Annotated in this window: 11 protein-coding genes; 5 read left to right on the forward strand and 6 right to left on the reverse strand. The window is 45.6% G+C overall.

All coding sequences use genetic code 11. From position 1 onward, the window contains the following. The first annotated feature begins 365 nt into the window (after nt 1–365). Nucleotides 366–1,076, forward strand: a complete 711-nt coding sequence (locus HXZ99_RS11555; RefSeq protein WP_194757448.1) for a retron Ec48 family effector membrane protein — start codon at nt 366–368, stop codon at nt 1,074–1,076. A gap of 214 nt (nt 1,077–1,290) precedes the next feature. On the opposite strand, the gene HXZ99_RS11560 is transcribed toward HXZ99_RS11555, so the two are convergent. The 5 genes from HXZ99_RS11560 to HXZ99_RS11580 all read right to left on the reverse strand — a co-directional run bounded on the left by HXZ99_RS11560 (nt 1,291) and on the right by HXZ99_RS11580 (nt 5,404). Further along, complete coding sequence (locus HXZ99_RS11560) at nt 1,291–1,506, reverse strand: hypothetical protein (protein ID WP_194757449.1); 216 nt, start codon at nt 1,504–1,506, stop codon at nt 1,291–1,293. A 448-nt stretch (nt 1,507–1,954) separates the two neighbouring features. After that, complete coding sequence (locus HXZ99_RS11565; protein WP_194757450.1) at nt 1,955–2,404, reverse strand: hypothetical protein; 450 nt, start codon at nt 2,402–2,404, stop codon at nt 1,955–1,957. Between the two features lie 244 nt (nt 2,405–2,648). Then, nucleotides 2,649–3,161 (reverse strand): DUF2165 domain-containing protein, encoded by a 513-nt coding sequence (locus HXZ99_RS11570; protein ID WP_194757451.1) that lies wholly within the window; start codon nt 3,159–3,161, stop codon nt 2,649–2,651. A gap of 404 nt (nt 3,162–3,565) precedes the next feature. Further along, complete coding sequence (locus tag HXZ99_RS11575) at nt 3,566–4,087, reverse strand: hypothetical protein (RefSeq protein WP_194757452.1); 522 nt, start codon at nt 4,085–4,087, stop codon at nt 3,566–3,568. Between the two features lie 99 nt (nt 4,088–4,186). After that, entirely contained in the window at nt 4,187–5,404 is a 1,218-nt protein-coding gene (locus tag HXZ99_RS11580; RefSeq protein ID WP_194757453.1) for a hypothetical protein, read from the reverse strand. A 741-nt stretch (nt 5,405–6,145) separates the two neighbouring features. Between HXZ99_RS11580 and HXZ99_RS11585 the strand changes: the two genes are divergently transcribed. Together HXZ99_RS11585 and HXZ99_RS11590 are read left to right on the forward strand one after the other, a co-directional pair. After that, entirely contained in the window at nt 6,146–7,054 is a 909-nt protein-coding gene (locus HXZ99_RS11585) for an abortive infection family protein (protein ID WP_194757454.1), read from the forward strand. Nucleotides 7,055–7,142: 88 nt separating this feature from the next. Continuing rightward, nucleotides 7,143–7,796: a hypothetical protein gene (locus HXZ99_RS11590; protein WP_194757455.1), complete on the forward strand. Its 654-nt coding sequence runs from the start codon at nt 7,143–7,145 to the stop codon at nt 7,794–7,796. A 1,605-nt stretch (nt 7,797–9,401) separates the two neighbouring features. On the opposite strand, the gene HXZ99_RS11600 is transcribed toward HXZ99_RS11590, so the two are convergent. After that, entirely contained in the window at nt 9,402–10,229 is an 828-nt protein-coding gene (locus HXZ99_RS11600; RefSeq protein ID WP_194757456.1) for a MipA/OmpV family protein, read from the reverse strand. Between the two features lie 534 nt (nt 10,230–10,763). Between HXZ99_RS11600 and HXZ99_RS11605 the strand changes: the two genes are divergently transcribed. Together HXZ99_RS11605 and HXZ99_RS11610 are read left to right on the forward strand one after the other, a co-directional pair. After that, nucleotides 10,764–13,019, forward strand: a complete 2,256-nt coding sequence (locus HXZ99_RS11605; protein ID WP_194757457.1) for a multiheme c-type cytochrome — start codon at nt 10,764–10,766, stop codon at nt 13,017–13,019. Nucleotides 13,020–13,046: 27 nt separating this feature from the next. Beyond that, entirely contained in the window at nt 13,047–15,251 is a 2,205-nt protein-coding gene (locus HXZ99_RS11610) for a sulfatase-like hydrolase/transferase (protein ID WP_194757458.1), read from the forward strand. Nucleotides 15,252–15,256: the final 5 nt, after the last annotated feature.

Genomic DNA, 15,256 nt, shown 5'->3' on the forward strand with positions numbered 1-15,256 from the left:
AACCCTTAACCCAGCAAAAGAGCAGATGAAAGAGGAACAAAAACAGGCCGCTTAAACGGGCTGATGGTGACAACTAGCTTGAAAAACACCGTAATCATAAAGACTACTTAAAGCTTTATAAAAGACTCCAGAAAATACAGCCCCTTCCATCGAAGAAAGATATCGAGCGGTGCGAGAAAGCTCTGGCTGGACTTGAACGCGAATATAATAAAGGAAGCAATAATACTTATTGGTACTGGAAACGCTACAACCGAGCGTCACAAAGGATTGCGGTCATTCGAAGAACATTTTTTCATGACGCAGAAAGGCTGAGAGAAAAGTTAAGAAGCTTTCCGTACAATTACGAACATTGATGGAGTGTTATTTTGTCTTTAGAAGAAATAAATGACCCCTTGCTTAAGCGCTTGATAACATATATCTGGCGCATAGCCGTTGTCGGAGCAATTGTTGCAATCGTTCTTTATTTTGGTGAGCTAATTTCCAATGGGCCAACTAAAATTTGTCTATCGACGGCATGCGTTGAAAGTTTTTCAGATAGGTTTTCTCCTTCGTTAGACATTATAGTAGCTACTATAAAGCTCGTGGTTGCCGTTTCGACAGTTGGTGGAATTATTATAGCCGTTAAGAACTACTTAAGTACAAGCTACTCCGCTTCCATATCAAATCATATATCGAATTTCAGGGTTTTTAAGGATTTTGTTGACTTTGAAGTTGCAAAGCTTGATCGCGTGAACAAGAATTCAATAAATACTATAACTTGGTACAACAGGGTATTCCCTGCGTCTAGAGCGGGCATTTTGAATGTCGGAGATGGGTATCATAACTTTATAAGTGAAGTGGACGCCGTTATTGAAACTTCAAATAAAATAGTAAGCAGCTCTCAAAAACCCGATTTTAGCTATAAGAAACATCAATTTAAAATGGCGCTAGTTTTATCCAAAATAGGCATGACCTTACCCGTTCTCGATAGAAATGACTATTATCAAACTGAGGAGCAAATTCTTAAGCTCCTCCATGTTATCAATGTGGAGTTTTGCGGTATTGAAAAGCCCATTCGAGAAAGGCAATACATTTAAAATTAGACTTTATACGTTGAACTGGAGTGAGGCAGATGAATGAATAATCACTTTGAATGCTAGACTCACTAGTAAACGACTTATTTAATAGTGCTACTTTCCGAATGCTTTATTATGACTGACCTTGTTTAAACGACTTATTTCATGAGAATAGTTGAACCCATGAGATAGTTTTTGAATGCCCTCCTTTTGGAGGGCATTTTTTTGTGGTTTTCTAAGCTTCAGCGGTGCTGGCAGCTAGTTCCGGTTTGCGTACCAATACGATAAGGTAAATTAACCCCAGGATCGGTATTAGCCCCAGAAAAAACCCTAAAACCCCAGTTAGCATAGGCTGCTTGGTTTTTTTGCGACCCAAGTAATAACTGACAGCGCCTATGGCTAGCGCGATGATGAAGATGATTTGGCTATATAGCATTACGTTGATTTCCATTTTTTCTCCTTGGTTTTATTGCGCTTTGCTCACCGAAAAATTGGGAGCGTAGCGAGTAATCTTTCCGAGTGCAGCAGCTTATTAGGCATTGTTTTTCAACCCCGTGTCAATCCAGTCTAATGCGTGTTTAGCTGGGCCACGAATAAATACCCTTGGAAGGGTTGTCAGGTCTATCGTGTTGTACCAGTGGATGTTGCTCCAATAACCTTAGTATTTCCCTTGCTTTCTCTAATGTCTGCTTTCAAGGATATGTTCCCACTCCGTCTCTTATACAGCTTATTAACGTTAGATGTAGCGCACTTGTTAGAGTCCAAATTGTATTTAGTCGGAAACCACCTAAATCCTTATGGTTAGCAACCTCGCCCAAAAAAAGAAACTAGATCTACTAACTGGGGAACTTGGCGCTTTTCACGATTCGCTCCGCTGGTGCGAGACGTTATAAGCCATCTCATAAACTAAAATATCCAATGGCATAACTTGCTTGCTCGGCTTGTAAAACGGAAACATTACATGTTGCTTCGACGTATATAGGTTCATTTAGGTGTGCGCCCGAACGGTCAGAGAAATATTTGCACTTAGAAATGAAATTTCCATCTTCATTAAAAATGTCAAAATTTATGTTTGGCAAAAAAGATGGGTTGCCGGAGTTGTTATTTATTGATGCCGTAATTCGCAACTGTCTTTCCAATTTATACAAATTTAACGTCTCAACATCGAAATTTTCTCGCCATTGTTCTGTTAGGCGTTTCAGAGATTGTGCCTCATACATGTCATCAGCTAACCTTAATATTTGTCTTTCAACAAAAATCGTGTGCATGGAGATGACAATTAATGAGGCAGTAATAAAACCGGCTCCCCAAAAAAATCCTGAGCCGAAATTTCTAAAATACTCACGCATAACTTGATGACTCCTTAGGGTTATAACACCGCGCTCTGCGGCTGCTTTGAGGCGCCAGCGGAAGAGCAGTCCGACAAACAGCGTTTTGTTGCGCCTTTAGCCAAGTCTAAACTCTTCTGGCATTTCTTCTTCCACTGTTTCAATAGTTCTAATGTCCACCGTTGAATTGCATCCCATCAGAGGTGCTTCGATAATTTTGTCTTGGTATAATTTACTCATTGCTAGATGCCAGATTTGATCTTCATCATATGCTATGCCGACCACTCGCCCAGCTATCGGGAGTGATCAAGAACAGCATAATAATTCCACTGGTAACTGCGACTGTGAACGAATCGCGAAATGACCCAGCGCCGATTTCACTTTGCCACATTTGGAAAAGGCCACCACCCAACACCATAAAGCCACCAAACCAGACCACCATCGCCATTCCGCATCCAAGTATCGCCAACGTCTTGGCCGAATCGAACTCGTCCCCACTTACCTTCCGCTTCCGCCAAAGATCCCAAGCGCCCTTTAGTGATAACACGCCGACAAGCGACTCTCCCGCAATGATGGCCAGAAAGGTTATGGTAACTAAGACGGGATTTATGATCGGTGGAAAGATGCGGTTGGAGTAATAGTCGTGCCCTTCCATACTAAGTACATACGCTACAGTCTCGAGTCCTGGATCCCAGTTTGCGATGTTTGCCGCAGCAAAAAACAAAGCCATTAATCCGACAAAGAGTATCAACACAATTTTCAAGATTCGGATTTCCATTGTTCCCTCCTTAAAATTTTTGCTGGAAAGTTGCTTACAGCAAGCACCATGCTTCCCTGACGTTTGCGGTGTACTTGCACTAATCGTTGTAAATCAATCATGGTAAGCATGTTTCACCCATCTGCCCCAAGGCATAACGCTGCCAGCACGGGCAGCTTTGTAGTGAAGGCGAAGCCGCAACGGAAAAGCTGTCCCTGTGCTTGGCCTTGTTAAGGATGTCAGTCGTCAGCATAGATATCGATGATGTGCTTTGGAGCAAATTCTAGCTCCAAGCCTGCCTGGCCTTGTTAACAGCCCACACCAAACGTGGACGGCTTGCCGCACTAGCAAACCCGAAGAGCGGCACAGCTGCTTGTATTAAAAACTAAACCATGACTTAGCTGACACAGAATATTGCACCTCATTTACATGCGCGATGATCGGATATCATTATAATTCATCCACTCTACAAGTTTATTGATGGTTGGATATATAAGCTCCTTTTCATGACTTGAAAAAATCGCCAACTTCTCCCCAACAACCCAAAATACAACTTCAGAATTACTATCTAAAACGTATACTTCCATTCGTCTCTCGTATTGATTCCCCCTCATAGGACTAAAATATTTTATTTTCACATTCAATCCATCCATTCCATTTGAGCATTCGTGATCATTCAAGCATATTTCTTTGAACCCCAATTGCTTGAAAGCATCTATAAATAGTTCGGTATATTGACGGCGGATAAAATCTGCCAAAATCGCGTCTTGGCTAATATCAAGATTAACGACTGAGAACTCTTTATTTGAAAAATCCTTAATTTTCCTAGTCGTGATGTTAGCTCCAGCCCTTTCAGGAAACATGTTTGTATCCTGATTGAATTTATATGGAGTGACTCCGCAACCACTGAGAAGGGCCGCAAAAAATACAATCGTTAAAATCTTCATGTATCTATCTCGATTCTGGTTATAAATAATGCATGTTAACGCCCGCGTAATAGGCGCGAGCTCGCGAGCGTCCTGATTGACGCGTTTGTTAAATTTTGTCTAGTCGATTTCCCGAACTTCAGCAGATTCTAGAGTGCCATATATTTTCTTCGCGACCTCTAACTTTTCGGGAGACTTCGTATTATTCATGTATTCTGACAAACTTTGTAGAATCGCATTTTTGACCTTTTTGTAACGCTCTTTCTGTCCGCCAGAAAAATCGGTGAAGAGCTGAACTTCTGCTTTTTCTAACCAACTATCTAAAAGCTCTTCATCATTATCAAACATATCTATGATGAGATTAGGGTTATGAATAAGTGCAGCCTCAAAGAAGTCAGCAATTTCCAACCAAACTGCTCCATCCCTATTCTTCCAAGCCATCTTGAGCATTTCCAGTGCCTTTTTGCTCTTTCTGGTATCACCCTCTTTGAATAATTCAATAACTTTCTTTCTGTTATTTTCTAGCCATGCATACCCAACTGAATCGGAACTCTGTTCAAGCTTGAAGATTAACTCTCGAGATAGGTTTAACACTCGTTCAGCGGTTAAACGTGAAATCTTGCCCACAGTATGAACTGACTCATTTCGGTATTTTCTGATTTCATGAAGAAGCTCTATGTCGTGCTTATTAAGTAATCGTTGACTCTGAATTAACCGAATTAACTCATACATATTTATGTTTTCCACCGAAACGCCACGCATATCCAACATACGCCTAATAATTGACTCGACTACTTTACTAGATTCAAGGACTGACAAATCGTACATGCCTGAGTTAAATAGATCTGATGCTCTGGCTAGCACAATAAGGTCGTTTTTCCTCTCTTGCTCTTTTTCCGCTCTCGAAAGTTTAAATTGAATTGAGTTCGTGAGGAATTTATATAAGTAATTGCCGAGGGCGCCGGCGATAACACCAGCAACCGCCGTCAGTACGCTCTGAGGAATCTGAACGACCACTCTTCCTACTAAGTTCATGATTACCGTAAGAGCCCAAAAAGCAATAAATACAGGTGGTGTTGCAAGCGCAACCGCATAGCAAGCGTTGCTAGCCTTGTCTAAGACACTAACATGCCTCTTGGAAGCAAACTGCAGGGAAATGAAATACACAGCCAAGCCGAGACATGCCATGAGAAACAGATAGGCATATTCGATAGTAATCTTCAAACCAAAAACTGCAAACCCAAAGCTTCCATTCGCGTCGATTAATGGCTTAATAGTAAAAACTGCAGCCAGAAGCCCTATGGTAAAGCCGACCTTTGTTTTAAAGAAATCGTCCATTATGGACATGCTCTCCTAAGAAATTTAACATTTGAATATCAGGCATGCGCGGAGTATTAGCAGCAGGAAACGGCGTGCGGGGTCGATGAATACTGAGGATTTCATGAATGGCTCCCTATTTTTGTGCGGTTCAAAACGCGCATGCTCATTAATACTTTCATGTTTGCTTACTATTTCTTCAATAAATTAGACAATAAACGGCTTTTAGCAATTGGGCAAGTTGATAATGAGCTATTGCCGTTGAGGATATGAGGCGAGCTAAAGCAGGGGATTCAACCTATTAACAGTCTCCTGTTTCCAGCGCAGTGTTGCCCAAGTGTGTGGGTATTTATCTAAAATGCTCTAACGTCCCTGAGGCCCAAAGACGCGCCTAAAGCAGCAATATCAGAACCGTTCTGCAGTACAAGCAATACTAAAACTGTTTAGACAAGACTCAATGCTTGTGACTGTTTATATAAAGGGAACTAATCACGGCACTTATCGACCCACCCTTTACAGGGCAACGCCACACATTATCAGCTTGCTGAACGCTTTGAAGCAGGCTAAAGTCGAAGAATTGAACATAAAATGTGCAGTAATTATGTTGCTACAAGACACATAAACAGGCACGCACGGTTTGTGTCAGAACAATGCAGGGAGCATGTCATGCCTTTGTCATTATCTATAGGGACTCCAGCTCAATTGATCATCCCGATATACTGCGCATTCGCAGTATTCAAATGTTAATCGATAAAGGTCGATATGAAAATTACCCAGATCACTAGAAAAGACCTCTTCGATGCAATGGTTATGGAAAATGTCAACTGGGCAGGAACGCTGGAAGAATCCGAGTTCCTTTCACGTCTGTATGACTTGAGCTCTTTACCGTCGACAGATCAACGTTTTTCCGATGCTGCGGGAGACATCTGGCAGCATCGGGTTAATAACTATGACTGGGAGGATCACTGGGTTTTTTATGATCGTCGTTTTCACCTTATGAACGGTGACGACGAGATCCTTTTAAGATTCTTGGCTGAATCAGCGCATCCGGTTGTGCGTCCGGATGTCACGGAATGCCAAAAGCTTGTCCAACTGTATAACAGCTTCTTAGTTAACGATGGATTTGAAATCGCTGAAAGGACAAGAATATCAGGAAAACCCATCTATATAGGTCGTAACGTAGGTGTTATCTCCGTCCCAGGGGTCGGCGCTGCAAAAGAATCTTTAAGCGGCAGTGATGTGGTCTACGTCACCCAGCAAATCACAAGAATGGAAGCTGCTGTTCTCAATGATCCCGGCCTTGCTATCGGAACCGCAAAAGAGTTACTGGAAACATGTTGTAAAACAATCCTCAGTGAGCGAGGAATAGAGCCGCCCAAAAACGATGATTTGGGGCAACTGGTTAAGCGTACCGTAAAGGAGCTGAAGCTTACTCCAAAAGATATACCGGACGAAGCGAAAGCCGTAGACACTATTCGTATTTTATTGAGCAATTTAGCCGCGATAACAAATGGGATTGCGGCCCTCAGAAACAAATACGGCACTGGGCATGGTAAAGCTGCATCGTACAAAGGCCTTGGTCCAAGACATGCCAAGCTGGCCGTAGGAGCAGCGTCTACACTTGCAGTATTCTTGGTTGAGACCCATCGAGAGGCCAGTAATGACGATTAACAAAACGCGTCAGTGGACGGCTTTATGCCGCCGCTGCGCTTTGCGTTAGCGCTCAAGCCAAAAGGCATCGATACGAGAGGACGCAGTAATGGGCCTAGACGACATAGCTACGATTCTCAGCGGTTTCTCCACGGTTGCAATAGCTATTCTTACCGTATTTTTGTGGCGTGAGAATCGTTTGTTGCGGAAGGCAGGCTCGGAGCCTAATTTGGTTGCGTACTTTGAGCCGCATCCAGATGGAACAGGTGGCTTGAACATCTCAATCGCTAATGTAGGTACAGGCCCCGCAAGAAATGTCTACTTTCAATTCTTAGGAGAGTCGGAGCATTTCACCCGGTATGACCTGATCCTGGATTGCACCACAAAGAGAGGCCCGATAACTCTAATTCCGCAAGGAGAGAAAATTTCGATCTTGTTTGCTATCGGCTTTCAACTCTTCAAGCCTAAAGATTCTGACTCTAAAGAACCCATGCCCCCTTTTAGCGTTCGCTTGGAGTGGACTAGCTTGAATGGAGCGAATGTAAAATGTGAAGACTATCTATTGGATGTTAAGCCGTACGCTGATCTGCCGGGTATTATTAACAAGCCATATTTACTGAAGATTGTGGATTCCATAGACGGTGTAGGGAAAAGAGTAGGTAAACTTAATCAAGATGTAAGGAAGTTATCTAACCTTATAGAGGCTAACTCTTTAGAAAACCGAGCAGTAAATAAAGTTAAGGGAAATAATGAGTCTATCTAATGTAGTTGGTTGTGTCGCTTCTGTTTGTGAAACCAATATTCTTGTAATACTTTTGGAAATCATGCGTTGCGCTAACAATTCAAAGCACTCGGACGTGGACTTCCTCCGCTTCGCTGCGTCAAGGCCACCGGTGCGCTTCAGCGTTAGCTGCACAAACGGGGCCTGATTCCTTGATTTCGCCGTATGTAGGGTAAGTAGGTTGGAAAGTTGCGTGCTCAGTGCTTTAAAAATTAACAATAAGAGGATTCTATGAGCCGGTCTCTGAAATTTTCAATAGTCATGACGCTGATATGGATGCTGCTCAGCACCGTAACTATTCTTAACTTGGTTTATATTGAGTACCCAGAGGTTGGAAGTGATTTTTGGTTCGTTTTCATACGAACTTTTGCTCTATTTACCGTCCTGCCATTAGCGATTGCATGGGGAGGTTGGTGGGTCATAAAAAAATAGCAAGATCAAGGGGCTCAGAAACAATCGAGACCCATTGACTGGTGGGGCAGGGATTCAAGCCGCTCACGCGAAGAGGCTTCGGCTCATTCTCGGTAGATTGAATGCAGTGGTGAATGCCAATGATAAGGACTTACTCGGACTTCGTTTGCACGAACTCTCTGGCAACCGTGCCGGAATCTGGTCAGTGACGGTCAGTGGTAACTGGCAAGTGGACACCCTGGTACTTACAACCTTCCGCACACTGGCTCAACTTATATAGTGTGCTCAGACTATTCATTCATTGCTCAATCAATTAGTGTTTAAGACATCGTTGCACCCTTTGCGCTTGTAGAGAGTGCGATGTATTATGGCTCTTGGGACTTGGAAAGGTTTATAGGATGGGACATCCCATAGGCGGCAATAAGGACGCAAAGTGACTATTACTCTTTTCTGCAAAAGATTTGTAATCAATACGCTTTTAGTGATTGGTCTATTAATGGTTATTCATGGTATATACGTAGCGTTTGATTTTCGAGTTGACATTAATCTTTCGTCGAAGAAAGATCTGGTCACATTCTTTTCATGGGCCATTTTTCTGTCCACATTCATGACTTTCAGAGATATGATCGATATAAGAAGAAAGATAAGCTCTAACAAAGATAAAGAGAGAGCGTAGTCATTCGGAATTGTTAGTGTAGTTGCCCCCGCTAAAACGGACAGTTTAACTAGCCACTTTAAGAGCTCGATACTCTCTCGGTGACATCATCTTCAAGCCGCTCACGCGAAGAGGCTTCGGCTCATTCTCGGTAGATTGAATGCAGCGGTGAATGCCAATGATAAGGACTTACCCGGACTTCGTTTGCACGAACTCTCTGGCAACCGTGCCGGAATCTGGTCAGTGACCTCAGTAGTAACTCGCCAGTGGCCTTCCGGTTCGAAGACGGCGATGCCGAGATTGTAAACTACGAGGATTATCACTGAGGTACCGCCAATGTTAATGCACAACCCCCGCATCCGGGTGAAGTACTGCGAGAGCTTTGTATTGAGCCCCTTGGTCTTTCTGTTACCGCAGCGGCAGAAGCACTGGGCGTTAGCCGCAAGACACTGAGTGCACTAGTGTCTTGCGGTTGAAATATCCATACAGACGCACCAGCGCGAGGCTCGTGCTTAGGTGGTTTAGAACACGTAGATGATTCCAATACCTACTTCGGCTTCAAAGTTGTTACGCGCGATAGGGCTGCGTCTTAAGTCGCTTCCGTAATGCTCGTAGAGTACTTCGCCGAATATCTGCCAATTTTTCGAAATGTAATTACGATAGTTGTAATGGAGCCCAACTGAGCGAAATCCACCTTTCATGTTGGTTTCATTCAGCCCTGATGCAGCCGCCTGCGTCGCGTTGATGCCAAAATCTTTATTGGCATAATCGCTATCATGATAAAGCACGGCAATCGAAATTTCAGAACCCGAACCATCTTTTCGTTCGCCGAAGCGACGGCCAACTCCAAAAATACCCAGGTTGCCGTTCTCACTAGCGATCAGACGACCATCCAGCCAATAACGCCAGTCGGCATCGAAAGCGCGACGGGTTTGCAACACGAGCTCAAATCCTTCATCGCCATCGCCGAGTCCATCTAAACGACCCTTACTGGAATCACTTTCTTCGCGGCCCTCGTCGAAACCAACGGTGACCTCGAATAGCCATGTGTCAGCGCGAAGACCACGCCATCCCAAAGCTTCTCCCGCCCAATAAAAAATATCATCGCCTCGACGCCACTGAACGGCGCCAGCGGGATCTAACTCGAAGCCAAATTCATCCGAGCCTTCGTAGGCAGATTCATATTCAATACCCAAGCCCAAACCGAAGCTCCAGCCATCCTCACCTCTGGTGAAGTCTTCGAGCGAAGGTAAAGGCACCAAAGCTCTGCCTTGGTCCTGTGCGACTGCGGTTTGAAGGAATAGGGCATTTGTTAACAATGCCAATAGTAGAACTGTGACCTTTTTCATTGAAAACCCTCCAGCGTGTGTTGGTGTGTATAGCCTTCTTAGGGCGTCAGCAAAATACGTGAAGCGTTGGGAAGTTGATCACACACTCACAATTTATAGTTGGAGGGCTCTTTTTGTGGGATGGAGGGTGCTGGCTTTAACTTGCTGCGGAACCGGTGATTACATCAGGCTTACACACTAAAACAATGAGGCAAATCAACCCCAGTAGAGGTATAAGCCCGAGAACAAAGTTATGTGTTTTTTACCAAGCCATTCACTACCTCGGATGCTTCTTTTAAACCTGCACCTGTGATTTTACGATAAAGCCTGATTGCTTTTCGCCTATGGCCTGCTTTTAAAGGATTGTGCACTTCAAGTGAGACAGGAGTCGTATCGTTAAACTCAATTCCAGCATGCTTGACACTACCCACTTATTTAGCTATACCTAAGGTACACATTCTTTTCTAGCCTGCCCAAAGATTGTTCATAATGCCCTACTAATTATGAGTCGTCGCCTAACGATCGATCATTTTATGAAGGGATACAGCTTAGCTTATGCTAACAGCTCGTTGGCTCTACTTATCTTTTGCTATTGTTCTTGCTGTAATTATTGGCGCCTTTCAATTCACAGCATTTGAACGCCAGCCCTCTGTAACAGCTAATGTTCAGGAAGCTTCCGAGTGGGTAAGCGAGAGTGATTGTGCGCAATGCCATCAAGCGCAATTCCAAGATTGGCAAAACTCTCACCATCAATTAGCAATGCTTGCACCCACATACTCATCTGTTCGCGCTGCTTTTCTTAATACTTCATTCGATACCGCTGGCGAGTTGTTTAATTTCTCTAAACAAGATCAGCAATACTTTGTTAACGTTCTCAAAGATGGTCAAGCGGAGCAAAATTACCAGATTGCCTACACCTTTGGTTGGGAACCTCTGCAGCAATACCTAGTGCAGGAAGAAGAAACCGGGGCACTGCAAGCATTACCTATTGCGTGGGATACCGAGCAAGAGCACTGGTTCCAGCTATATGAAGATATGCACATCACCGCCGAGCATCCACTGCACTGGCAACGTGCCGCACAGAACGCCACCGTGCAATGTGTGGAATGCCACACTAGCGGCTATCAGGTGCACTACGCCCCGGAAACCAACACTTATGAAACCCAATGGCAATCGTTAGGAGTTGGCTGCCAAGCATGCCATGGCCCTGCTAAAGGCCACCTGCAATGGCTAGTCAACGAAAACGATGATCCGCATAAAGGCTTTCATTCATCGCTGCAGCCTAATTCTGGCCAGCAAGTAGCAACGTGCGCGCAATGCCATAGCCGGCGAACCGCACTAGGCGATCTAAAGCCATCCGAAGATTTTCACGATCAATACTTGCTAAGTTTGCTCACCGCCGATTTGTACGAAGTAAACGGCACCATAAAAGACGAAGTATTCGAGTACGGTTCGTTTATCCAAAGCAAAATGCATGAACAAGGCGTGGTGTGCAGCGATTGCCATAACCCGCATTCGGGAGAGTTGAAAGCGTCAGGCAATGGCGTGTGTTTGCAGTGCCATAACCCGCAACTTGCGGCTCCCCGGCCGGACTTCAATAAAAGTGGCTTACTTGCCGTTGACTATCAAAGCGAGCTGCACCACTTTCATGCCAGCGCATCGGTGGGCTCGCAATGCAGTAGCTGCCACATGCCGAGCAAATTCTACATGGGCAATGATCTTCGCCACGATCACAGCTTTAGTATTCCTAACCCTAAACAAGCGTTAGAGCTTGGGCATCCCGATGCCTGCTTAAGTTGCCATCAGGGCGATAATCCCGACATCATCGTTGCTGCCTTCACCGAGCGTTACCCTGATTATGTAGCCGCCGATGGTGGCTTTGCCCGCACCCTCTATACAGCGCGCCACGGTAAGCCTGATGCAGTAAAAGCATTACTATTCCAGCTGCTGCGCACCGATTTACCACCTATGCGCTATGCCGCCTTAATCGCAGAAACGCCGAACTACCCTGCGGAACCGCTTTCCCAACAAGTAATGCAATCACTACAACACACCAGCCCGCTGGTGCGCCGCGCGGCACTGCAAGCATCGGTTGCCTTTGCTGCGCCCATGCAACTGCAATTGGTGTTACAACAAATGCGTTCCGATACGAGCCGCTCTGTACGGATGGTGGCCAGTGAACTTACCATCGAACATGCACTGGAAACCGGGCAGCCCATTGCTGCTGGCGAACTCGCAGAATTTGTAAGCGTACAAACGGAATTAATGGGCCGGCCGGAAGCCCATTTCAGTTTGGCCGGGTTCTATCAAGCAACTCAACAAACCGAACAAGCCGTTAGCGCACTGCAACAAGCTTTAACCATTGAGCCAGGGTTCAGCCCAGCTATTGTAGCCAATGCGCAAGCACTAGAAGCGCTTTCGCCTGCGGGCGGATTGCAATACTTAGAGGGGCAAGCGGAACAATGGCCACAGGTTGCCGAACTGCAATTTGCGCTGGCCTTAGCGCGCATTCGTAGCGGCTCTCTCACCGGCGGTATTCAGGCGTTACAACGCGCCTTTGCTATTGCCCCGGAAAATGATTACTACGCCTATGTGCTTGCCGTTGCATGGCATGGCGCAGGGGAAGTGGAGCGTGCACAGCAGATACTACGCTCACAACTACAGAACAGCCCGCAGAATGGGCAATTGCGGCTCACTTTAATTGATTACCTGAATGATGAAACCGAAAAACAGATGTTACGCAGCGAACTTGAGCTGCAAAACCCATACGATCCCCTGATTTGGCAGCAAGATACTCAGGGGCAGGAATAACTCAATGAAACCTATAAAGGGCATGCTATGAAACTCATAAGATATATTTCCGTTTGCACATGCATGCTCGCTCTTGCGGGATGCAACTGGGGATCAACCTCAAGCAGCAACGATGACTTAATCATTAATCCACCTCGACCACCGGTTGCTCAGGCACCACCGAATATCCTCTTTATTGTGGTAGACGATGCTGGTATGGATCAGTTCGAAGCCTTTGGTTACGGCGGTATAGAGCCACCCATCACGCACAGTATCAATGACATTGCTGAGCAAGGGGTACGCTTTCGTAACACCTGGTCGATGCCTACTTGCTCGCCTACCCGAACCACCTATTTTGATGGTCGATATCCATCGCGGAACAATGTGTTGAATGCGGTAGTATCCAATACCCTCGCCACGTCGCAAATGTCACCCTACCGCGCAACCTTACCCAAAGTATTACGCGAACATGCGGGCTATCAAAGTGCGCTAATCGGTAAAATGCATATAACCGGCAGCGAGGTTGATCCGGATAATCACCCACTCGGTGATGACGCCATGCGCGAGCTGGGCTGGGATTTCTTTGCCGGTTACTTAGATGGCGCACCTTACCCCATAGACACAACCGCTGGTGGCGTTGGTCCTGAAGGTACTTACCAATGCGGCTTTGTTCCTAACACCCGCGCCAACAAAGAAGTAGGTGCTGATTTCGGGGTTTGCTATCTCGCCGATGGCGAGCATCAGGTCATGAACAATGCAGAGCAATTCCCAACACCAGGTAAAACCTGTATCGAGCAGGGAGGTATTCTCGATCCGAACGCAACTGAGTACAGTTCTGATCGGTTCGCAGAATTACGGTTTGATCATCAAAACGGTTTCTACACCGCCGAGTGGAAAATTAACTATGCCGATGGCCGCAACGAAACCCTAACTGCAGCAAACCCATTGGGCCGCGGCTACCGCACAGTGCAAGAAGCAAACCGCACCATTGAATGGATTAAGAGTGCGCAAGAGCAAGAGGGCACGCCTTGGATGTTAAGCCTCGGCTTTGCCGCATTGCACGAGCCCTTGCAGCCGCCTCCTGCCCATTTACTGCCATATCCCGACCGGGAAACCAGCCTTGCTGGCTGTGGCGATAGAATGGAATTCGCGCAGCAACGCCTGATCATGCAACACAAACTAGAGGCCATTGATTTCGAAATTGGCCGCATTCTTGTAGAAACCGGAATTGCTATCCGCCAAAGTGATGGTAGCTTGGAATACAATCCAGAGAGCAACACGGTTATTGTATTTACCACGGATAACGGCACCTATATGCCCAGCGTGAAGTTGCCTTTCGATCCGTTGCGCGCCAAAGGTTCGCTATATCAATCCGGCATTTGGGTACCCTTAATTGTTACTGGCGATTTGGTTGCTTCTCCGAACCGAGATGTGCCGCACTTAATTAACAGTACCGATTTATACCGCTTGTTTTTGGATATTGCTGGGCTGGATAGTGAAACCCTTAGCGCAGAGCTGCGGCTAGATGGCCAGCCCGTCATGCCGTATTTGCTAGTACCTGAACAAGCGGCCATTCGCGATTATAATTTTTCCGAGCTCGGCACCAATGATACGGTAGAAGCCGCCCCACCCTGTGTAATTGCAAACGCCAATATTTGCGTGCAACTATTCCCGCAACGCCAAGTTTGCACAGATCAAAGTGGTGAATGGTATGGTCCCGGCAACGATATCAAACCTGAGGGTTTCAGCTCCTGCTGTGAGGTAAATAGCTATTTTGCAGAACAAGGCATAGAGGAAGCAGAGCTGTTCCCGGAATCGCAACAAGCCATTCGCGATGCTAACTTTAAGCTGCTACAAATCAATCGATTGAATTGCGAAACGCAGCAGTTGTTTGCCGTTGAAGAGTTTTATGAAGTTAATGAAAGTCCATATGCAAGCCAACTAAAACTGGACCGCGAAGAAGATAATTTACTAGCGAATTTCGCAGAGCACGAATTAACCGAACTACAGCAAGAACGCTTAAATTGGCTCAGAGCCAAGCTTACCGAACTAAAAGATGGCGTCATCGATTGCCCAGGCGATGGTGATGGCAACCTAGTGGTAGACCAAACCGATGTTGAAAATTGGGAATACTGGGCCGACCCAGAACGCGGTGGTGGCTTAGCAAGTTGGTATGATCTGAACCGCGATGGCGTTACCGATGAGGCTGATTTAGAAATCATTCTCGCCAACATGGGTAATGTGTGTAGTTAGAATAC

Origin of the sequence: Aliidiomarina indica, from assembly GCF_015354615.1 — a bacterium.
GTDB lineage: Bacteria > Pseudomonadota > Gammaproteobacteria > Enterobacterales > Alteromonadaceae > Aliidiomarina > Aliidiomarina indica.

What these genes read in the sequence shown, in the direction of transcription:
- HXZ99_RS11560 (WP_194757449.1), bottom strand. Translation starts at nt 1,506, where the DNA reads ATGGAAATCAACGTAATGCTATATAGCCAAATCATCTTCATCATCGCG.
- HXZ99_RS11565 (WP_194757450.1), bottom strand. Translation starts at nt 2,404, where the DNA reads ATGCGTGAGTATTTTAGAAATTTCGGCTCAGGATTTTTTTGGGGAGCC.
- HXZ99_RS11570 (WP_194757451.1), bottom strand. Translation starts at nt 3,161, where the DNA reads ATGGAAATCCGAATCTTGAAAATTGTGTTGATACTCTTTGTCGGATTA.
- HXZ99_RS11575 (WP_194757452.1), bottom strand. Translation starts at nt 4,087, where the DNA reads ATGAAGATTTTAACGATTGTATTTTTTGCGGCCCTTCTCAGTGGTTGC.
- HXZ99_RS11580 (WP_194757453.1), bottom strand. Translation starts at nt 5,404, where the DNA reads ATGGACGATTTCTTTAAAACAAAGGTCGGCTTTACCATAGGGCTTCTG.
- HXZ99_RS11585 (WP_194757454.1), top strand. Translation starts at nt 6,146, where the DNA reads ATGAAAATTACCCAGATCACTAGAAAAGACCTCTTCGATGCAATGGTT.
- HXZ99_RS11590 (WP_194757455.1), top strand. Translation starts at nt 7,143, where the DNA reads ATGGGCCTAGACGACATAGCTACGATTCTCAGCGGTTTCTCCACGGTT.
- HXZ99_RS11600 (WP_194757456.1), bottom strand. Translation starts at nt 10,229, where the DNA reads ATGAAAAAGGTCACAGTTCTACTATTGGCATTGTTAACAAATGCCCTA.
- HXZ99_RS11605 (WP_194757457.1), top strand. Translation starts at nt 10,764, where the DNA reads ATGCTAACAGCTCGTTGGCTCTACTTATCTTTTGCTATTGTTCTTGCT.
- HXZ99_RS11610 (WP_194757458.1), top strand. Translation starts at nt 13,047, where the DNA reads ATGAAACTCATAAGATATATTTCCGTTTGCACATGCATGCTCGCTCTT.